Consider the following 15,567-nt stretch of genomic DNA (forward strand, 5'->3'; position numbering starts at 1 on the left):
CGGCATAGTTTTCATAATTCGTCGTATGAAAGTTATTTGAAAAGTTAGTGAGTAACATTATGAATGGTGAAGTAATTTCTTTATGTGCTCGAGCGAAACTTGCAATATTGCGTAAACCTCGACGTAACGCAATAATTGTGCTGATTATGACTCTTGTTTTAAGTGCGCTAGTTTCACAAGCTGGTATCAGTGCTTCTGTTGAGGGTGCTAGGGATCGTATTCAATCCAGTATTGGCTTAGGTTTTACTGTACGAGCAAAAACTCGAGGTGAAACTCTTCCAGAGCAAAGTAATGCAAATTCTAATTCTGTTGCTACGTCTAATTCTCCAATTCCACAAGATTTGGCCGCGAATGAAGGAATTGACTCTAGTCAAATTCGTAAATTTGCTGCGATTTCGAGCGTAAAAACTGTAGTGGAAGAGCGCAATGTTTTAGCTGTGCCTGTTGGAAAGCAACTTGTGCTTCCTGCGCAGGGTCCTAGACTAGACGATGATGTTTTGGCTCATGCTGCTGGAATTACTGGCACAACAGATTCTCGATTATCTCAAGGTTTTCAAGAAGGATTGTACCGTTTAGAACAGGGTGAGCATATTACTAATCGTTCTGTAAGTAGCGCAATAGTGCATCGTGATTTTGCTAAGAAAAATAATCTTAAGATTGGTTCTACTATAATTCTTAAGCAGGGGTTTAATGTAAAAGTTCGCGTTGTTGGCATTTTTGCCGGCAAATTGCAAACTAAAGGAGCGCTTCCTTCGGATACGTCAGAAAACCGCATATTTACTGACTTAAGTTCTGCGTTGTCTTTGGCGGGTTCTTCTAATCGAAGTGTTTTGCGTTGTGTTGTTGAGCATTCTGATTTATTAGCTAGTGCAATACGGGAGGCTAAAAGTATTGCTGGCAAGTGGGCAGATGTAGAGCAGAATGCTTCGCAATTGTCTGATGTAATAAGCTCGGTTAACTCTGTGCAACAACTTGTGCGAATGATTTTTGTGGCACTAAGTTTTGTTGGTATTTTAGTGCTTGGACTTGTATTAGTGTTCTGGGTTAGAGGACGTATGCACGAGATTGGCGTACTTATGTCTATTGGATTATCTAGAGCAATAATAGTTAGTCAATTGCTTGTTGAAATAGTGATACTCAACATTGTGTCATTCGTCATTTCGCTAGGCTTCGGTGCTGCTTTTTCTGGCGTTATTGGTTCTGTGATTTTGCATAGTGCTGATTCGTCATTTATTGCGGATGGTATGCCAGTATTGCCATTGCTGCAAACTCTTGCTGCTTTTGTTATTGGTTTGCTTATTTCAATAGTCGCATTACTTGTTGCAGTGCTGCCAATATTAATAAAGAAGCCTCGGCAAATACTAAGTGCCATGAGTTAGCAGAAATGTAGTTGCGTATGCGAATTTTCTACTAAAAGCGCAATCGCATAAATGGAACAAATCGTATAAATCATATTTAAATTATGTAAAAATAAGGAGCTTATTATGTCGGCTTTATTGCAATTAAAAAATGTGAAGTACACTTACGGACCTGCAAATATTGCGGTATTAAATGACGTGAATGCAGATTTCGAAATTGGCAAAATGTACAGTATCATGGGAGCTTCTGGAGCAGGAAAGTCTACTATGCTCTCACTTTTAGCTGGATTAGATACTCCTTATAAAGGTGAAGTATTGTTCAATGGTGAGGATATTGCAAAAACAGGATATGTTGAGCATCGCAAAAAACATATTTCACTTGTTTTCCAGAATTTTAATCTTATTGACTATTTGACGCCATTAGAAAATTTGCGATTAGTAAATTCACATGCTGATGTTCAAGTGCTAATAGATCTTGGGTTAACTGAAGAAGAAGCAAATCGTAACGTCACTAAACTTTCTGGTGGTCAACAGCAGCGTGTTGCAATTGGACGAGCTTTAGTATCTTCTGCGCCGGTAATTTTAGCTGATGAGCCTACTGGAAGTCTTGACCCTGCAACAACTAAAGAAGTTATTGCAATATTAAAAAAAGCTGCTAGAGAGCATGGCAAATGTGTGATTGTTGTTACTCATGATTCGAAGGTCGCATCTCAAGCTGATGTAAAATACGTGCTAAAAAATAAACAGCTAACGCGACAATCTGCTTGAGCGCCAAACAATAAGCCGACTCTGCGAAATCGTAGAGTCGGCTTATTGGCTAGAAGAACTTAACTACAAATCAGATGTGGAAGTAAAGCTCATACTCGAGTGGAGTTGGAGCCAAGCGCGCCATATCCATTTCCTCATGCTTCAAATTCAGCCAAGTTTCAATCAAGTCGCTAGTAAATACGTCGCCTTGCATAAGGAAGTCGTGATCCTCTTCCAAAGCTTGCAAAGCCTCACCAAGTGAAGAAGGAACTTGCTTAATGCCGTCATGCTCCTCTGGAGGAAGCTCGTACAAATCTTTATCAACAGGGGCAGGAGGCTCAATATGGTTAACAACACCATCCAAACCTGCCATAAGCTGAGCGGAGAATGCTAAGAATGGGTTGCATGAAGGATCCGGTGCACGGAACTCAATTCGCTTAGCAGCAGGTTCCGTACCAGCAAGAGGAATACGAATAGCTGCAGAACGGTTACGAGCAGAGTAAACCAAGTTGACTGGAGCTTCGTATCCTGGAACCAAGCGATGGTAAGAGTTAAGCGAAGGATTCGTAAATGCAAGCACAGAAGAAGCGTGCTTAATCAAGCCGCCAATGTACCAACGTGCAATATCAGAAAGTTGAGCGTAGCCAGTTTCTGCATAGAACAATGGCTTGCCATCCTTCCAAAGCGACTGATGGCAGTGCATGCCGGTGCCGTTATCTCCAGCAATTGGCTTTGGCATAAATGTTGCAGCCTTACCAGCTAAAGCAGCAGTTTCATGAACCACATACTTGTACTTCATCAAATCGTCGCCAGCATGAACAAGCGTATTGTAACGGTAGTTGATTTCCTGCTGACCTGCACCGCCGACTTCGTGGTGAGAACGCTCAAGAATCAAGCCGACCTTTTGTAAATTGCAAACCATGTCATCGCGCAAATCCTGATTGTGATCTACTGGTGGCACAGGGAAGTAGCCGTGCTTTACGCGGTTCTTAAAACCAATATTGTTGCTGCCGTCATCCTCAGTGTCAATTCCGGAATTCCAAGGAGCTTCGTTAGAATCAACCTCATAGAAGGAGCGTTGCATGTCGTTAGCAAAACGCACCTTATCAAAAATGAAGAACTCAGCTTCAGGAGCAAAGCTTGCAGTGTCAGCAATGCCAGTGGACTTCAAATAGGACTCTGCTTTAATAGCGACCTGACGAGGATCCCTAGAATATGGCTCATCTGTTACAGGGTCAACAATAGAGAAAGCAACATTCAGAGTCTTATGCTTACGGAATGGGTCAATATAAGCAGTGTCAACATCTGGAATAAGCTTCATATCTGATTCGTTAATAGCCTGGAAGCCTTGCATTGAAGAACCATCGAACGCCATTCCATCAGTGAAAGCACTGTGCAAGAACTCGTCAGCAGGAACAGTAAAGTGCTGCTGAACGCCAATTAAATCAGTAAATCGTACGGATACGTATTCAATGCCTTCCTTTTCAATAAGGGCTGCGGCATCTTCTTTAGTTTGCAAAGTGGTCATGGCCACCATTCCTTTCTTAAAAAACCCAGTAACGAGTTTATGACTATGAATGCCATTTTGGATTTCAGCGACTCGAATATCTCGTTACGTTTGTGTTACATAATGTTACGTGTAGTTGCGTAGATGCGAATAATTAATACTACATGCCGCTAATTCGCATTCATCAGTTCGCGCAGTTACAATAGTACCTATGAATTACCAAGAGCAAGAAATGCATGAACATAAGATGCATGAGCATATTAAGGAAAGTGAAAATAAGCTAGATTTAGCTTCACTTTTCCCAGCCAAAGGCGATGATAGAAGGCCGCCAGATTGGCTAGGTCGTGCACTTATTTACGTTGCAATTGTTACTTTTGTGTCCATCTTCCTATGGTTCGCTTGGAATAGCATTTCATTCATTGTTTTCGATGTTGTGATTTCTATTTTTATTGCGCTCGCAATGGAACCGCTTGTTGTTCGGTTAATTAAGCATGGTTGGAGGCGAGGAGTTGCTTCTGGCTTTACGCTAACGGGCTTGCTTGTTGTAATTAGCTTGCTACTTGCTTTGTTTGGTAATTTATTTGCTCAGCAGGTTGTTTCAATGGTTATGGGCTTGCCTGATTTATACAATCAATTTGCAAATTTTGTGCTTCACTATACCGGTTTTAAAATGCCTAATATTGAGCAGCTTGGCATGGAAATTTTGAAGCATGTGCAAACATCTTGGGTTGTTGATTTTGCTGGCCAAGCACTTAACACAACATGGGGATTGATGACTGTTCTGCTTGATTTGCTTACCATTATTATGGTTACGTATTACATTTCTGCAGCAGGTCCGGCTATGCGTCGTAGCATGTGCCGTTGGATGAATCCGCAAGCTCAGCGTCGTTTCCTATTTATTTGGTCAGTTGTTCAAGAGCAGATTTCGAGCTTCTTATTTTCGCGAATTATTTTGGCAGCGATTAACGCAGTGGGTACCGCAATTTTCCTTATTGTGATGAATATACCGTATTGGCTTCCGCTATCCTTATTCTGCGGAATTGTTTCGCAGTTTGTGCCTACAATTGGTGGCTATTTGGGTGGAGCTTTGCCTATCTTGGTTGCGTGGGGTTCCAATGGTTTTGGTGCGGCTGTTGCAACATTAATTTTTATTACGATTTATCAGCAAATTGAGAACATGGTTATTTCGCCGAAGATTTCCGAAAAGACTATGGATCTGAATCCTGCAGTAGCTTTTATTTCAGTTCTTGTAATGGGCGCTGTATTTGGTGCTCTTGGAGCATTTTTGGCTTTGCCTGTGACTGCAAGTTTGCAAGCAATTTTTAGAGTATGCACGAAGCAATATAGTTTAGTTTCTTCTCCGCTTATGAACGATCCTCACCCTGATCACACTTCTATTATTGTTCGTTGCGTTGAGGCGATTGGCCGTAAGTTCATGAATCCAATGAGTGAAAGTGTTCATCGTGTAATGAAAGGCACAAGCTCTCGCATTTCTCTGAACGAGGATATTTTATATTGGTATAAGCAAGCTTATGTGTCAGATTCTGACGATGCGAATAGTAGCAAAGTTTCCTCTAACGATTCTGATCAAACTGATGTATTGGCAACAATGCCAATTTCGCGCGAAATATTAGATGCCGTAAATAAAGATATTGCAAAGCGTAAAGTAGATTCTGAAAATAAGGATTCTCCTAAAGCAAAATTGCAAGTAGGCGAGTCTAAAATAGTAAACAATACAAAAAATACAAAAAATAGTAAAAGTAACGTAAAAAATAATCCACGGAGCGGATGGAAGCGATGATTCTTCTATCAATATTTGATGTACTAGTAATACTTATTGGCATAAGCGGTGTTGTGTATCAAGGTGTTTGTGCCGTTGCATCTTTATTCGCTAAGCCTATTGTTTTTCCTGAAGCGCCAATGGATAAGCATTATGCTGTGCTTATTTCTGCGCGCAATGAGGAAGCTGTTATAGGTAATCTTATTCATTGCATTCAAACTCAAACATATAGACAAGATTTTATTGATATTTGGCTTGTTGCAGATAATTGCACTGATTCTACTGCGCAAGTTGGTCGCAATTGCGGATGCAACGTAATTGAACGTTTTGATAAAGAGCATATTGGTAAAGGTTATGCGCTCAGCTATCTCCTCGATCATATTATGAAAATTGGTGCGGATAAAGTTTATGACGCGTACTTTGTTTTCGATGCAGACAATAAACTTGATCCGCATTATTTTGAGGAAATGAATAAAGGTTTCCACGCAGGATATCAAATTTTAACTAGCTACCGTAATTCCGTGAATCTTTCAGATAATTGGGTTTCTTCTGGCTCTGCACTTTGGTTTATTCGAGAATCGCGATTTACTAACAACTCGCGAATGCTATTCGGTTCAAGTTGCCATGCTGGTGGAACTGGATTCATGTTCTCGCGTGAGATTATGCACAGAAATAGCGGATGGAAATTCCATCTTCTTACTGAGGATCTTGAATTTACTATGGACGCTATTCTTCACGGAGACAAAGTTGGATATTGCGGTTCTGCAGTATTATATGACGAACAGCCTGTGTCGTTTAGGCAGAGCTGGAGGCAGCGCCTTCGTTGGAGCAAGGGATTCTTGCAGGTATTTCGTTACTATGGAGCAGCTCTTATTCGACATGGTATTCGCGAAAGAGATTTTTCGTCGGTTGATTTTACGCTTATGCTTTTCCCGTTTATGGTTTTAGCTGTTGCAAGAATAATACTTGGTTTTATTTTTGCTGCATTTGGATTTGTAACATGGATGAGTCAAATCTCTTCAATGATTAATTTCATTACCACTACTGTTACAAGCGTTTTAGGTATGATGATATTTGTGTCACTCACTATTTTGGTTGAACACGATAAGCTTGGGGCCACGAATAAGGAGCTGTTTGCGTACGCTCTTAGCTTCCCGATTTTTATGCTTTCGTACGTGCCTATTGCGTTCCAAGCTATTTTCTCAAAGAGCGAGTGGAAGCCGATTCAGCATACCGGTCGCTGAGTGCTTGTGTTTAGTGTGGTGTGTGCGGAGCAAGGGGAGGGGTGCGATTGCGCAAAGATTGCGAGTATGAGATAATAGAAACCTCTATGTAAACGCTTGCTTGCGTAGCATTGTGGCGCGATGCGTGCGTTTATCTGTATACTGCGAGGTTCTTATGGTAGATTCTATTCCGTCTGAATATCCGTCCGGAAATGCTTTTGCTAGCAGCGTTCCGGTTTTTGGCGCAAACACTTATTCGAGTGATGCTAGCGATAGCAATGCAGATGTTCCAGCGGTTTCTATTCGCGGATTTGTTAAGACTTTTGGCAAGAAAGTTGCTGTAGATAATCTTTCGTTGAGCATTCCAGCAGGCTCTTTCTACGGATTGGTAGGTCCGAACGGTGCCGGCAAAACCACTACGATTAAAATGCTTACGGGCTTGCTTATGCCGGATGCTGGCTCAGCTTCGATCTTTGGCAATGACGTTTGGAGCGATGTAAATAGTGCTAAGCGCGCAATCGGTTTAATGCCTCAAGCAGATGAGATTTTTAAGACAATTACTGGTTTGCAGCTTTTAACTTACGCTGGCATGCTTCGCGATATGAGTCGCGCGGAATCCGTAAAGCGCGCGAACGACTTGCTTTCTGCTTTCGACTTAACAGAAGCTGCAAACACCATGGTTTCTGACTATTCAACTGGTATGACTAAGAAGATTTGCCTTGCAACAGCTATGATCCATAGCCCTCGCGTACTTGTGCTCGATGAGCCTTTTGAGGCAGTGGACCCTGTTTCTAGCGCAAATTTGAAGGATATTCTCGCCGAGTATGTTTCTACTGGCGGTACGGTTATTATTTCTTCGCACGTTATGGAATTGGTTGAAAAAATGTGCTCGCACGTGGCGATTATTAACGAAGGTCATGTTGCAGCTTCTGGCACTCTTGAAGAGGTGGCTCAGGGCAAAGATCTTGAAGATCGCTTTATGGAGCTTGTTGGCGGACGTCACGCGGCTGCGCGCATTGATTGGCTTAACGGCGGCAAGTCTGATAACGCTGCTGTTGCTTCTACCAAGTCTGCTAATCTCAACGCCTAATAAGGATGGCCGTAATGTCTATGATTTTTACCATGGTTCGCCTTCGCTGGGCGCTTACTTTTTCTGTTATGCGAAAGTCGATTTGGCAAAAAATCGGCTTTGGTATAGTCATTGTTTTTGGACTTGCAATTATATGTGCTCTTGGTTTTGCGGGCTGGCAAGCAGGAAAGTATCTTAATCCAGGAATGCTTGCAGATACTAAAAATTGGCAGGAATTTCAGTTCGCTCCAATAATGGTTGCGTCGATTGTGTCAATTTTTACGCTGTTTATAAACCTGTTTATGTTCGGCAGTGACACAACACTAAAGTCGCGTAGTTTTGCGCTTTACGGCATTCCTTACGTAAAGCAGCAAGCTGGTATGCTTCTTGGCTCCCTTTTTGGAGCGTTTTCTATAAGCTGTACAATCGCGCTTGCTTTGTGGTCTTTAGCGTACAGAAACTTTGGAATTGTGCCGGTTTTAGTAAGCGTAATTGCAGCTCCGCTTTACGTTGCAACAATCGTGTCTTTAAGCAAAATGCTTATTGAGCTTTTGGACACTATTTTAATAAACAAGCGTTCAAGAAACATTTTTTACTTTGCTATTTTCGTAGCGTATATGATTTTTGTTTCCACTGTGAATATTGGTAACAAAAGTCCAAGAGGAATTGTGTTTGGCTTAGGTTTTTGCTCTGCGTCCGCTTTTACTCCATTAAGTGCTGCTATGGCTTTGCCTCTTGATGCCATCAATGGCAATTGGCTTGCGCTTGTTATTCGCTTCTTTATTTGTGTACTAACAATTGCTGCTTGCTTTGCAATCTCTGTATTTTGCGCAAAATTAGAGCCGAAGCTACTTCGCGGTGAGCAAAAAACAGTTGTTAAAACTAAAGGAATTGGCTTGTTTGCTGCAGTTCCAGACAACGTAGTTGGTGCGATTGTTGCGCGAATTATTAGCGTTATGAGAAGAGATATGCGCCAACTATTTTTGCTTATTGCGCCGCTTTTTATTCTGGTAGTTGCAGGAGGAACTAGTTTTAATGCTAAAGGATTTGGTTCTATAGCACAGGACATAGGCGTTTCTAGCTGGCTTATGTATGCTGCGATGCTTATGGGAATGGTTGTTGGAAACAATATTGCATACGATGGCACAGCTTTTACTATGCACGCGATTATTGGTGTAAAAGGAGTGTGCGATCGCTTAGCGCACGCAATAGTTTGGTCCGTGATTTGCGCTGTGTACTTTGCAATTCTTGGAATAGGGGTTTACGTTTTCCTTTTCTTCGTAGCAAATGTTCAGCAAAATGTGAATGCAGTTATGTTCCAAACTCTTTCTCCAATCGGAGTAGCTTTTGCGACCATAGGCATTGGCTTAATTTCTTCGTGCATAGCAATGTACCCTGTAGCGTCAATCGAAAAGCCATTTTCTAGGCCGCAAGGTTCTGCAGGCGCTAGATCTTTTGCTCCAATAGGTTTTTCGCTTCTTTCTGCAGTATGCATGATTCCGTCTATTGCTGCAGCTATGACGTTTTTGGCTATTAACACGAATCTTTTGTGGATTGCATGCATTCTGTTCGTAGTAAACGGATTTGTTGTGTTGGTTGTTGGCGTAATTCTTGGCGGCAAAGTGATGGATAAGCGCATGATTCGCATTGTAGAAAACTTGCGCAGATTTGCGTCGATTACTGCGTAACTTATGCACGCTTTGTTGCAAGCGCAATGTATAGTTAAGCGCGGTATTTGCAATCGATTTAAAGGTGTGCTCGCATGGAAAGTAGTAAAGGCTCAAACGATGCCTTAAATACTCCTAATGCGAGCACGCCAACGCAAAGCGGCGAACCCAACAAAAGTATTAAACCTAAACCAAGTATTAAACCTAAACCAAGTATCGAGCCTAAAGCAAGTGGTGAATCTAAACCAAGTAGCACACAGAAGAAAAGTAAATACGCTGCTATGGTTTTAAGAAGCCAATATCCTTCTCGTTGGCGATTACTTATTGCATTTATAGCAGTTATAGTTAGTGCAGCAATTATTTTTACTTATTTTTTGCTTGACGTATACGATATTCTTCCCGGTCCTTTGACGTTACGAAAACAACATTATGCTGTAACTGTTTCTTCTCCTAAATCACTTTTGCGAGTTAATTCACTAGCTAAAGGCGTGACTTATGGTAAAGAAATAAATCATTCGCAAGCTCAAAAACTTATTGACGAGTTGGTTTCCGATGCTTCTATGAGTAGCAGCACTTCAGCAGTAATTATGGATGCTAATGGGCGAGTAGTTGCTTCACATGAGCCAAATGCCTTAAGAGAGCCAGCATCAACGCTTAAAACTTTAACTGCTAGCGTGGCTTCTCGCACTCTTGACATGGGTTCAACTCTTGATACTCAAGTATTTTTGTTGCCTAAAACAGGCGGTGAACCAGAACGAGCTTCTAGTGCGAATGCTAGAAAGCTTGTGCTTCGCGGCAATGGTGACATGCTTCTTGGCGTTGGAGAAAACGATTGGAACCATGTTAATGGCAGAGCAGGCTTAACGACATTAGCGAGAAGAACAGCCAACGCTTTGAAACTTGAAAATATTCGCACAGTTTCTTTAGCTGTTGATGACTCATTGTTTGGCGCAAAACGTGCTCCTGATTTGATTTATGAAACAGATGTTGAACGACGCTTTTATGCTCAAACGTCATCTTTGGCTATAGATGATGCTCGTCAGCGTGACCTTTCAGTGCAAGGTGTTGACGCTGATGCTATGACAGATTTTCCGCTTTCTGATCCTCATCCTGCTTTAAGTGTCGGTCGTGTTTTTGCTAAATTATTAAGCAAACAGGGAATAGTTATAAGTAATTATTCTAATAAAACCACTTCTGACGAAAAAAATTCCGGTTCAGACTCGTCTGCAGATGATTCTTCTGAAAATAACAAAGATTCTGAAAATGAAAATAAATCTGCACAATCTGAAAATTTTGTAATACCAGTAAGCGAAACTAAATCGTTAATATCATCTAATTCGCGTTTAATTGCACAAGTTTCTTCTGCACCTTTAAACGAAATAATGGCATATACGCTTCGTATTTCAGACAATACATTGGCGGAAGAGTTTGGTCGTTTGACTGCGCTTGCAACTCACAAATCCAATTCTCCGGAGGGTGCAGTTCAGGCAGTAAAAGAAGGATTACGCAAGCTCAATATCGATATACGTGGTTTGCATATGTCTGATTGCTCAGGCTTGTCTCCAAAATCAAGGTTGCGCGCAACAACGCTAGCTCAAGTACAAGTGCTTAATATTAAAGCCGATTCTGGAGGTGCTGCAGCTGCTGAAGGATTGTCTCTTCCTGGTTTAGTTGGAACAGCAAGAAAGCGTTTAGCGGATGAATCTTCTGCCGGCATGCTTCGCGTAAAGACTGGTTCTTTAAGTGAAGTTACTTCTATGGTTGGTAATGTATCTAGGAAAAGTGGTGGAGTGCTAACTTTCGCTGTTGTTGCGAACCAGCCAGCTGATATTTGGGGAGCATTCGTAGCGATTAATAAGTTTATGGCAGAATTGCCAAAACTATGATTTATGAGTTGCAATTTAGCGTTATTGGCGCGTTACACTAGAAGCTATGGTGTATTCTTCTCGTATACGCGCAGGAATTGGCGCAATCAAGCATTGTTTTGACGAACTTTCGTTGTGTGCTCAAGACGCGCGTTTTTCCGAACACGGCAATCACGCGACAGATGTTGATGCTCCTCTGGTTCTTATTGCGTGCTCTGGAGGTAGAGATTCTCTTGCACTTACAGCATTGAGCGTGATTGTGTGCGCAAGTAGAGGTATTCGTTGCGGTGTTGTAATAGTAGATCACCATTTGCAGCCGCACTCAACTGAAATTGCTAATATTGCTGCTAAGCATTGTTTGCAATCTGGAATAGACGAAAAGTACGTGTATATTCAATCTGTGAACGTCGAAGATTCTGGAGAAGGCGAAGAGTCTGCTGCAAGAAATGCTAGGTATCAAGCAATTATTGAGGTTGCTAAAAAGCAGCAAGCTGCAGCCGTGCTTCTAGCTCACACTGCAAATGATCAAGCAGAAACTGTAATGATGGGGTTAAAAGATTCTGCAGGTTTAGAAGCAGTTGCTGGCATGAAAGCAGTGACATTGCGTCAAAACGTGCTTTTTGCAAGGCCTCTTATTAAGCTTACTAGAGAAGATACTACTGGTATTTGCGAGGATCTAGGTATTTCATGGTGGGATGATCCTACAAATGGTGACGATATTTCGCAAAATGAGGAACTTTCAGAAAATTATCCATTGAGATCTCGAGTTAGACACACGTTAATGCCTTATATTTCGCGATTTTTTAATGCGAATATGGTTACTTTGCTTTCTCGCGGAGCTGAAATAGCTAGAGACGATCTTGACTATATTAATTCTCAAGTTGACGAAGTTAGTTCACAAGTGATGGAATTTGATAAAAATGCGAAAACTGTTAGGTTAAAAGCTGATAAATTAGCGCAATATCATCCATCAATTCGTAGACGAATTATAGTGCGTGCGTTAAGTGAGCTTGGTCTGCGTTTCTCGTCAAGTCACATATCTGCAGTGGACGAACTATGTACAAAATGGCATGGCCAGAAGCCTTTTTCGCTGCCAAATTATTATGAAGCGACTCGGCTCTCGCGCAATATCGTCATTCGCTTATGCAAAGATAGTGAACATGCAAATTGCAGATATACGAGATGACATCGACTATGAATTAATTAGCCACGAAGACCTTATGAAGCGTATTCGTGAAGTTGCTAAACAAGTAAGTGAAGATTACAAAAACCGTAATGTTTTGCTTGTTGCAGTTCTAAAAGGTGCTGTAAATACTCTTGCTGTATTTTCGCAAGAATTAAGCATTAACGCATCAATGGACTTTATGAGCTTGTCTAGTTACGGCAGTGGCACTCAAACTAGCGGACAAATTACTGTCCGCGAAGATTTAAGTACTGATGTGCGCGGTCGAGATGTGCTTATTGTAGAAGACATTGTTGATTCCGGTCGCACGCTAGCTTGGCTTGTAGATGAGCTAAAAGGTCGTGGTGCTGCAAGTGTAAAAGTTTTTGCATTGCTCAGTAAGCCTGCACGTCGCGAAGTAGACGTACAAATCGACTACTCGGGCTTTGAAATTCCTGATGCATTTGTCGTTGGTTTCGGAATGGACTACGACGAACGCTACCGCAACCTCAATAGTATTGCGGTATTAAAGCCATCAGTGTATGGTGCTTGATTTTATAGATTCTATTCAGAATTTTTATATAAATTGAGGAGTTTGAAAGGAGCCTTATTACATGGGCGCTTCTCCTATGACACCGCAAGGCCCAATGGGCGGTCCTGGGCGTGGAAATAACGGAAATAATCCGTTTTTAAATCCACGCAACCCTAGGAATCAGCGAAACAACGGTCAGCAGGGCAAGAATAATAAAAATAACGAGAACAACCATAACAATCGTCGTTCCTTCTGGCAGTCGCCATGGACGTGGATTGTGCTTCTTGTGTTGCTTTCAGTTGTCGGATTCCAAATGTTTGTTCATAACGGATCGCAAACTATCGATACTCAGGATGGTATTGAGTTAGTGCGATCTCATAAAGCAAGTTATGTGGAAATTATTGACAATAAACAGTTAGTTAAGCTTACGCTTGATAGTCCGTTTAAGAAGTTCGATAAACGAAGTAAGCAAAATCGTGACTTTGGCAAGGATGTGCAATTCTACTACGCGTATGCACAAGGTAGGTCAATTGTACAAGAAGTCGAAAAGGCGAAGCCTTCTAACGGCTGGACTGCTAGCTTACAGTCATCTAGCATTATTTCGTATTTGATTACTTCGCTTGTTCCGATATTGTTCTTCCTTGGCATGATTTGGTTCATGTTTAGCAGAATAGGCGGTGCCGGCGGAAGTATGCTTGGCATGGGCGGCGGACGTGGCCGTGGCAAGCTACTCGAAGGTCAGACTCCTAAAACTAAGTTTGCTGACGTTGCTGGCGAACAAGCTGCTGTTGAAGAAGTTGAAGAAATTAAAGACTTCTTGAAGGACCCTTCGCGCTACAAGGCTTTGGGTGCTCGTATTCCGCGCGGTGTGCTGCTTTATGGTCCTCCAGGAACTGGTAAGACTTTGTTGGCTCGTGCTATTGCAGGCGAAGCTGGTGTGCCGTTCTATGCAATGGCTGGCTCTGACTTCGTGGAAATGTTCGTAGGCTTGGGCGCGTCTCGCGTTCGTGAACTTTTTGACGAAGCTAAGAAGAATGCTCCTGCAATCATCTTTATCGATGAGATTGATGCTGTTGGTCGTCGCCGCGGAAGTGGCATGACTGGCGGTCATGATGAGCGCGAGCAGACACTTAATCAGTTGCTTGTTGAGATGGATGGTTTCGACAACGATACTAATTTGATTATTATTGCTGCAACAAACCGTCCAGATGTGCTTGATTCCGCACTTCTTCGTCCTGGTCGTTTTGACCGTCAGGTGGCTGTTGAGGCTCCTGATTTGGAAGGTCGCGAGGCAATTTTGAAGGTTCACGCTAAGGGTAAGCCTTTTGTGCCGGATGTTGATCTTCATATGGTTGCTGTGCGCACTCCTGGTTTTACTGGTGCAGACTTAGCTAACGTGCTTAACGAAGCTGCGTTGCTTTGCGCTCGATCTGGTGCTCAATATATCGATAATCGCGCTATTGATGAGGCAATTGATCGTGTTCAAGCAGGACCTCGACGTAAGTCTAAGGGCATGGCTTTGGATGAATTGCGTAACACTGCTTACCATGAGGGCGGTCATGCTCTTGTTGCTGCTGCGCTGCACCACACGGATCCTGTTACTAAAGTAACGATTTTGCCGCGAGGTCACGCACTTGGATACACTGCTGTGATGCCAACAAGCGACCGTTACTCGCAGTCTCGCAACGAATTGCTGGATCAAATGGCATATGCTATGGGTGGACGCACAGCCGAGGAAGTTGTGTTCCACGATCCAACAACTGGTGCTTCTAACGACATTGAGAAAGCTACTGCCATTGCTCGTAAGATGGTTGTTGAATATGGTTTCTCAGCAAAGCTTGGAGCTGTTAAGTGGATGGATACTGACGAAGATTCTTCTGGTTCACTCGATTCTTTGCAACCTCGCAAGTTCTCGAATCGTACTGCTGAAGTAATCGATGAAGAAGTTCATAAGCTTATCGAAACTGCTCATACTGAAGCGTGGGAGATTATTAACAATAATCGTGACGTATTGGATGAGCTGGTTCGTCAGTTGCTCGCTAAGGAAACTCTTAACGAGAAGGAACTTAAGGAAATCTTCAGTAAGATTCGTAAGGCTCCTGAGCGTACTCTTTGGCTTTCGGACGATAGAAGACCAGATTCTGATCTTCCCCCTGTTGAAATTCCAGAAAGTTTGAAGCGCAACGTTGAAGGTAAGAATGAGCAGACTGAAGCTTCTGAACTTTCTGAATCTTCCAATAATGCAACTTCACAAAACCAGCAGTCTGATCAGATGCCTGTTGATACGTCTATTCAAACTCCTGCACCTGCTCCTCGAACTGTTATTGGAACTGTTAAACCACCTGTTAATCCGCCTACTAATCAAAATGACGGTACTCAATTTGGTGCTTAATAGTGTAAATGCAGTGCTAAAAAGCAGATAAAATAAAGTTATTAATAAACGCTGATAACAATATAATTTATTGCTGTCAGCGTTTATTTTTATTTTTCTAAGAATTTAATAATAAAAATTAGTGCTATATGCAAAAAATTACGCATGTTGATTTATATCGAGTACAATATATCAAAATATTAGTTTTGCGTATTATAGGTAAGAGTAATAAAAGATAAATAAACGAATAATTGAAATTTTAAATTGTTTTTATTAGAGAGTAGAA

11 protein-coding genes are annotated in these 15,567 nt (G+C 41.9%); 10 read left to right on the top strand and 1 reads right to left on the bottom strand.

Features of this window, described 5'->3' with window-relative positions; all coding sequences use genetic code 11:
* Positions 1 to 59 precede the first annotated feature (59 nt).
* The gene (locus tag HXT58_RS01150; RefSeq protein ID WP_415705985.1) at positions 60 to 1,379 is read left to right on the top strand and encodes an ABC transporter permease; all 1,320 of its coding nucleotides are present in this window, start codon (positions 60 to 62) and stop codon (positions 1,377 to 1,379) included.
* A 105-nt stretch (positions 1,380 to 1,484) separates the two neighbouring features.
* Positions 1,485 to 2,126: an ABC transporter ATP-binding protein gene (locus HXT58_RS01155; protein WP_004107298.1), complete on the top strand. Its 642-nt coding sequence runs from the start codon at positions 1,485 to 1,487 to the stop codon at positions 2,124 to 2,126.
* Positions 2,127 to 2,196: 70 nt separating this feature from the next.
* Here HXT58_RS01155 and glnA read toward each other — a convergent pair whose 3' ends face one another.
* Positions 2,197 to 3,633, bottom strand: coding sequence for a type I glutamate--ammonia ligase (gene glnA, locus HXT58_RS01160; RefSeq protein WP_004107300.1), 1,437 nt, complete (start codon positions 3,631 to 3,633; stop codon positions 2,197 to 2,199).
* A 190-nt stretch (positions 3,634 to 3,823) separates the two neighbouring features.
* On the opposite strand from glnA, the gene HXT58_RS01165 reads away from it, so the two are divergent.
* The 8 genes from HXT58_RS01165 to ftsH all read left to right on the top strand — a co-directional run bounded on the left by HXT58_RS01165 (position 3,824) and on the right by ftsH (position 15,302).
* Positions 3,824 to 5,413 (top strand): AI-2E family transporter, encoded by a 1,590-nt coding sequence (locus HXT58_RS01165; protein ID WP_004107301.1) that lies wholly within the window; start codon positions 3,824 to 3,826, stop codon positions 5,411 to 5,413.
* Positions 5,410 to 6,636: a glycosyltransferase family 2 protein gene (locus HXT58_RS01170; RefSeq protein ID WP_032835541.1), complete on the top strand. Its 1,227-nt coding sequence runs from the start codon at positions 5,410 to 5,412 to the stop codon at positions 6,634 to 6,636. The genes HXT58_RS01165 and HXT58_RS01170 overlap by 4 nt, the downstream gene beginning before the upstream one ends.
* 154 nt (positions 6,637 to 6,790) lie before the next feature.
* Complete coding sequence (locus HXT58_RS01175; protein ID WP_004107305.1) at positions 6,791 to 7,705, top strand: ABC transporter ATP-binding protein; 915 nt, start codon at positions 6,791 to 6,793, stop codon at positions 7,703 to 7,705.
* A gap of 14 nt (positions 7,706 to 7,719) precedes the next feature.
* The gene (locus tag HXT58_RS01180; protein ID WP_174163691.1) at positions 7,720 to 9,372 is read left to right on the top strand and encodes a hypothetical protein; all 1,653 of its coding nucleotides are present in this window, start codon (positions 7,720 to 7,722) and stop codon (positions 9,370 to 9,372) included.
* Between the two features lie 74 nt (positions 9,373 to 9,446).
* Positions 9,447 to 11,237, top strand: coding sequence for a D-alanyl-D-alanine carboxypeptidase (locus HXT58_RS01185; RefSeq protein ID WP_174163694.1), 1,791 nt, complete (start codon positions 9,447 to 9,449; stop codon positions 11,235 to 11,237).
* A 46-nt stretch (positions 11,238 to 11,283) separates the two neighbouring features.
* Complete coding sequence (tilS, locus tag HXT58_RS01190; RefSeq protein WP_174163697.1) at positions 11,284 to 12,402, top strand: tRNA lysidine(34) synthetase TilS; 1,119 nt, start codon at positions 11,284 to 11,286, stop codon at positions 12,400 to 12,402.
* A complete protein-coding gene (gene hpt / locus HXT58_RS01195) occupies positions 12,377 to 12,931 on the top strand; it encodes a hypoxanthine phosphoribosyltransferase (protein ID WP_101886119.1) in 555 nt (184 codons plus the stop codon). The genes tilS and hpt overlap by 26 nt, the downstream gene beginning before the upstream one ends.
* 61 nt (positions 12,932 to 12,992) lie before the next feature.
* Positions 12,993 to 15,302 carry an ATP-dependent zinc metalloprotease FtsH gene (ftsH, locus tag HXT58_RS01200; protein WP_101886118.1) on the top strand — a complete coding sequence of 770 codons (2,310 nt, stop codon included), beginning with the start codon at positions 12,993 to 12,995 and terminating at the stop codon, positions 15,300 to 15,302.
* Positions 15,303 to 15,567: the final 265 nt, after the last annotated feature.

This window comes from Gardnerella sp. KA01000, from assembly GCF_049244035.1.
In the GTDB taxonomy this organism is placed as follows: domain Bacteria; phylum Actinomycetota; class Actinomycetes; order Actinomycetales; family Bifidobacteriaceae; genus Bifidobacterium; species Bifidobacterium leopoldii.